At 74.4% G+C, this 4713-nt stretch carries 3 protein-coding genes and 1 pseudogene; 1 reads left to right on the forward strand and 3 read right to left on the reverse strand.

Features of this window, described 5'->3' with window-relative positions; genetic code table 11:
- Positions 1–294: 294 nt before the first annotated feature.
- From FMEAI12_RS18420 to FMEAI12_RS18430, 3 genes and pseudogenes are all read right to left on the reverse strand, one after another.
- Positions 295–516, reverse strand: a pseudogene (locus FMEAI12_RS18420) (Uma2 family endonuclease); the annotation flags it as partial.
- Between the two features lie 132 nt (positions 517–648).
- The gene (locus FMEAI12_RS18425) at positions 649–2508 is read right to left on the reverse strand and encodes a cell wall metabolism sensor histidine kinase WalK (protein ID WP_112106989.1); all 1860 of its coding nucleotides are present in this window, start codon (positions 2506–2508) and stop codon (positions 649–651) included.
- Positions 2509–2522: 14 nt separating this feature from the next.
- Positions 2523–3218, reverse strand: coding sequence for a response regulator transcription factor (locus tag FMEAI12_RS18430; protein ID WP_112106990.1), 696 nt, complete (start codon positions 3216–3218; stop codon positions 2523–2525).
- Positions 3219–3729: 511 nt separating this feature from the next.
- Between FMEAI12_RS18430 and FMEAI12_RS18435 the strand changes: the two genes are divergently transcribed.
- Positions 3730–4590 carry a hypothetical protein gene (locus tag FMEAI12_RS18435; RefSeq protein ID WP_146776727.1) on the forward strand — a complete coding sequence of 287 codons (861 nt, stop codon included), beginning with the start codon at positions 3730–3732 and terminating at the stop codon, positions 4588–4590.
- Positions 4591–4713 lie beyond the last annotated feature (123 nt).

Consider the following 4713-nt stretch of genomic DNA (forward strand, 5'->3'; position numbering starts at 1 on the left):
CGACCGTTCCGGGCACGCACTGGCCCGCCCGGGAGCACCGGCGGGCCAGTGCGTGCCCGGAACGGTCGCGTGGTCAGCCCCCGCGTAGGTCGCGTGGTCAGCCCTCGGGTAGGCCGCACGGTCAGCCCTCGCGTAGGCCGCATGGTCGAACTGGTCGGTCGGCGGTGACGGCGTCGGTGAGGTCGGCATAAGGATCAGGGTCGGACGTCGACCTTTCCCGACCTTGTGCCCTACCTGTGCATCACCTGTGGGTACCGGCACCTAGGCCGCGCCCGCCTCGCTGGCGATCACTTCGTCGAAGTCGAAGTCCGCGTTCCAGTCCGGCCCGGCCGCCGACTCCAGGGCGACCGCGAGGATCTTGATCAGCCGGTTGTGACGCTTGGCCGCGCTGGGACTTACGACGACCATTCCGTCCACGATCTCGATGCCCGCGCACTGCTCCTCGGACCAGGAGTCGTACTGCTCCGCCGTGATCTGCTGATGCATCCAGGCAGGAGCGATCATCTCCGCAGCGATGGCGCACGTCCCCTCAGGAGACCCGGCAGGCCTGAACCCGCCACATCAGCCTAGCGCCGTCAGGCCGAGGAACTGCTCACCGAACGAGGGCGACTGCCCGACCTCCGGGTGGGACAGTGCCCCACCGGTGCATCACCTGTGAGGACGGGTCCCCGCGGCCGTCACGGCGGGATCGGCGGCGTCGGGCGCGCAGCCGTCGATGGTGCCCGGTGGGTCGAGGGCGCCCGGGTCCGGGGTGCCCGGGTCGGGGGTGTCCAGGGGTAGGACCACGGTGAAGGCGGTGCGGCCGGGGCGGCTCGCGGCCGCGACCCGTCCATGGTGTGCCTCGACCACCGCCGCCACGATGGACAGTCCGAGCCCGGTGCTGCCGGCCGCGCGGGAACGCGAACTGTCCCCCCGCGCGAAGCGCTCGAACACCTTCGGGAGCAGCGCGTCCGGGATGCCCGGCCCGTCGTCGATCACCGAGAGCACCGCGGACGGCCGGTCCGCGCCCGGCCCGTTCGCCGCGGGACCGGAAGGCCCCGGAGCGGAGGGTTCCGGCTCGACGGTCAGTCGGGCCGTCACGCGGCTGCCCGGCGGGGTGTGCGTGCGGGCGTTGGCGAGCAGGTTGGCGAGGACCTGGTGCAGCCGGGCCGGGTCGCCCGCCACGGCGACGGGCCTGCTGGGCAGGTCCAGCTCGAAGCGGTGCTCGGGCGCGGCCACGTGGGCGTCGCTGACCGCGTCCACCACGAGCCGGGAGAGGTCGACGGTCTCCTGCACGAGCGGGCGTCCGGAGTCGAGGCGGGCCAGCAGCAGCAGGTCGGAGACGAGCGCGGTCATCCGTGCGCTCTCGGACTCGACCCGGCCCATCGCGTAGGCGACGTCCGGCGGGACGGTGTCGCGGGTGCGCCTGGTGAGCTCGGCGTAGCCGCTGATCGCCGCCAGCGGTGTGCGCAGCTCGTGGCTGGCGTCGGCGAGGAACTGGCGCATCCGCGTCTCGCTCGCGTGCCGGGCGGAGAAGGCCGCGCCGATGTGGCCGAGCATCCGGTTCAGCGCCGCGCCGACCTGCCCGACCTCGGTCCGGGGGTCGGTGTCGACGTCCGGCGCCACCGCCATGAGGTCGACGGCTCCCCGGTCGAGCGGGAGCTCGGCCACCCGGCTCGCGGTCGCCGCGACCCGGTTCAGTGGCCGCAGCGTGACCCGGATGATCGCCGCGCCCGCGATGCCCGCGGCCAGCACCCCCAGCGCCGCCACGATCGCGCCGGCGATCCCGACCTCGGTCAGGGTCGTGCTGACCTCGTTCATCGGCACGCCGGTGACGAGCACCGTCTGCCCGTTGGGGTCGAAGTGGGCGATGAGGCGGTAGTCGCCCTGGTCGGCGATCGCGCGGGTGTGTTCCTGGCCGTCGAGCGGGATCTGGGCCACCACGGCGGCGTCCACGCCGGTGAGCGGCTGCACGTCGCCGTTGTCGTCGATGACGGCGACGGCGGCGCTCTCGATCAGGGAGGTCAGGTCCGGGGCCGCCGATCCCGGCGGTGGCGCGCCCCGCAGCGCCTCGCGCGCCGAGCTCTGGGTGGTGGTGTCGGGATCCCGCAGCTTGAAGACCGCGCCGAGGGTCCCCGACGGCTGACCGCGGAAGCCCAGGAACCAGTCCACCCGCTCGTCGGCGGTCAGGTCCGGCGTGGGCGGCTGGGCCAGGCTGGGAGTTCCGGCACCCCCGGGGCCGGCGTTTCCATAGCCGGGCAGCATGATCGGTCCGGCCTGGCTGGTCAGCCCCCAGCGGCGGCTCGCGTCCTCCAACCGGTCGTCGAGCTGCTGGACGAGCACCCCGCGCAACGCGACCGCCGTCACGAAGACGATCACCGTGGACATCACGGCGAGCAGCGCGAGGAGCAGCGCGAGCAGCCTGGTACGCAGCGACCAGCCGGCCGGGCCGCGCCGCCGGTGGGTGCCGGTGGTGCCCGTGGGGCCCGTGGGGCCGGCGGTGCCCGTGGGGCCCGTGGGGCCGGTCATCGTCACGGGCCCGGTCAGGTCGCCGGCCGGAGTACGTAGCCCGCGCCGCGCATTGTGTGGATCATGGCGGGGCGGCCGGCGTCGATCTTCTTGCGCAGGTAGGAGACGTACAGTTCGACGACGTTCGCCTGGCCGCCGAAGTCGTAGTTCCACACCCGGTCCAGGATCTGCGCCTTGCTCAGCACCCGGCGCGGGTTGTGCATGAAGAAGCGCAACAGCTCGAACTCGGTCGCCGTCAGGCGGATCTCGCGGCCGGCCCGGGTGACCTCGCGGCTCTCCTCGTTCATGATGAGGTCGCCGACGACCAGCACGGCGCCGTCCCAGATCGTCGAGCGGTGCAGCCGGCGCAGCAGCCCGCGCAGGCGCGCGACGAGCTCCTCCAGGCTGAACGGCTTGGTGACGTAGTCGTCGCCGCCGGCGGTGAGGCCGGCCACCCGGTCCTCGACGGCGTCGCGGGCGGTGAGGAACAGCACCGGTACCTCGGGGCTGTCCGCGCGCAGCTTGCGCAGCACCTCGAGGCCGTCCATGTCGGGCAGCATGATGTCGAGGACCACCGCGTCCGGCCGGAAGTCGCGGGCTACGCGCAGCGCGCCGCGCCCGTCCTGCGCGGTGCGCACTTCCCAGCCCTCGTAACGCAGGGCCATGGACAGCAGCTCCGACAGCGTGTTCTCGTCGTCGACGACCAGAATGCGGGGGCTCGACGGCTGCATTCCGTCAGCATGGAATGCATTCCTGTGGGCTTCCTGAACATCTCCTGTGGGTTGGCTGTGCGCCCGCGCGGGCGACGCGGTGGCCGGCCCGCTGCGGTGGGCACATAACCAGCGCTCAGCGTCGTCACAGGCTGCGCACAGGTTATCGGCGAAATCTCCTCCCGACGGCGGCGACCGACCCGCCGGGACGAGGAGTTCGGACATGAGCCACGTCGGGCCCGACGACCCGCCCGAGTCCTCGCCGTCGAGCGGGGCGCCCCCGTCACCGGCGGGAGGGAATCCCCAGCCGCCGTCGACGAACGGGCCGCCGCAGGCGGGCACATGGCCGGCGCCGCAGGCGACCGGGAGCCACGCGGCTGGAAGCGGGGCTTCCCAAACGCCCGGCTGGACCGGGTCGCCGGCCTGGAGCGGGCCGCCGCCGCCGTCGCCGGGGCCGGGGTCGGGGTCGGGGTCGGCCCCGGGCGAGGCCTCGTCCCGGGCGGCTGCCTCTCCCGGCGCGCCGGTGCCCGGCGTGAGCCCGCCGCCGCGGGTGGCCTCGGGTGCGCTGCCCCGGTGGAGCCTGGGCCGGACGGCCGTGGCCGGAGCCATCGCGCTCGCTCTCGCCGTCGGCGCGGCGGCCGCGGTCAACGCCAGCAGCCTCGGCTCGGACGGAGCCGGCGGCGGCCCCGGCGGCCTGCGCGGCGGGCCGTTCCAGGCCATGAACCCGGCCGGATCGGCGGTGACGGCGGGCGGCACCGGCACCGGTTCGCTGCACGGGGAGTACGTCACCGCGGACCGCTCCGGCGGCTACACGACCGTCCGGACCCAGTCCGGCGAGGTCACGACAGTGCAGCCCACCGCCGTCACGGTGCGCAGTACGGACGGCTTCACCGCGACCTACACGGTCACGGACGAAACGCTCGTGGACGGCGGCACGGGTGGGATCGGCGACGTCGACGTCGGTGACACCGTCGGGGTCACCGCGACCGTGCCCGATGACGATCCGGCCGACGGCACCCCGTCGACGGCCACCGCGACCGCGACCGCGATCGTCGAGGAGGCCACCGGCCAGGGCCAGGGGCAGACCCAGGGCCAGATTCCGAGTCAGGGCCAGGGTCAGGGCCAGAGTCAGGGCCAGCCGCCGGGCGGAGCGGGCGGCCTGACGGGGCGCGGCGGGCTGGGCGGGGGCGCGTTCCCCGGCTCGCCGCCGGGACAGGGCACGGCGTCGGGCGGGACGGACCCCACCGTCCAGGGCGGGGCCGCCCCGGTGCCGCCGTTGCCTGGTATGGCAGCCCCGCTCGCGCGGCAGACCGCCCTCGTCCCGTCAGCCACCCGGCTGGAGGGTGGGCGGGGCGGCACCGAGACCGGCACGGCCGTGGCCACCGCCGCCTAGTGTCCCGGTCCGGAGATCTGCGATCTCATGGGACCTGCGGTGTCATGGAGGTATGGCAGGTAAGCCGAGTCTGCCGCTCGTGCTCACCGGGGCCGAGCGGCGGACCCTTCAGGGGTGGGCCAG

Origin of the sequence: Parafrankia sp. Ea1.12, from assembly GCF_900465275.1 — a bacterium.
In the GTDB taxonomy this organism is placed as follows: Bacteria; Actinomycetota; Actinomycetes; order Frankiales; family Frankiaceae; genus Parafrankia; species Parafrankia soli.